Here is a 393-nt window from a genome sequence, read left to right on the forward strand (position 1 = left end):
CCCGTGATGAGAACTAATTTTCCGCTCTTCGTGAAATCACTGTCCACCTGAAGTTCGTTCTGGTATTTAAGAAATTCGCCCTGGCTATGGTCGACAGCTACGTAAAGATCGGCATGTTCAGGAGTCTCCCAAGGGCAGAGTGGTCGACCATCGGCTCTTGATCGATCAGGGAGCTTGAAAGGATTGAGCACAGATACTCCGCGCAGTGGAACCGATACATGTCAATGAATAATCGAGGTCGGCGTATTCTTACGGGAAGGCCGCATGCAAAGAGGGACAGCAGAGGCACAGCATATGGCCACCTGTTCCACATCTGCCTCCAAGCGGGTCAAGTGAGACCGCACGGCTTCAGCCTTCAAGCGCGTATCCGTTTGAGTTCCGGTCCAGTCTTTG

The 393-nt window shown here is 52.4% G+C and carries 1 protein-coding gene; it reads right to left on the minus strand.

Annotation, left to right across the window (positions count from 1 at the left end; translation table 11 throughout):
- Positions 1–191, minus strand: a 191-nt coding sequence (locus tag HTV45_RS33365) for a hypothetical protein (protein ID WP_215209623.1), incomplete at its 3' end; no start/stop codon positions are given.
- Positions 192–393: the final 202 nt, after the last annotated feature.

It is taken from the genome of Streptomyces sp. CHD11 (assembly GCF_018638295.1).
GTDB lineage: Bacteria > Actinomycetota > Actinomycetes > Streptomycetales > Streptomycetaceae > Streptomyces.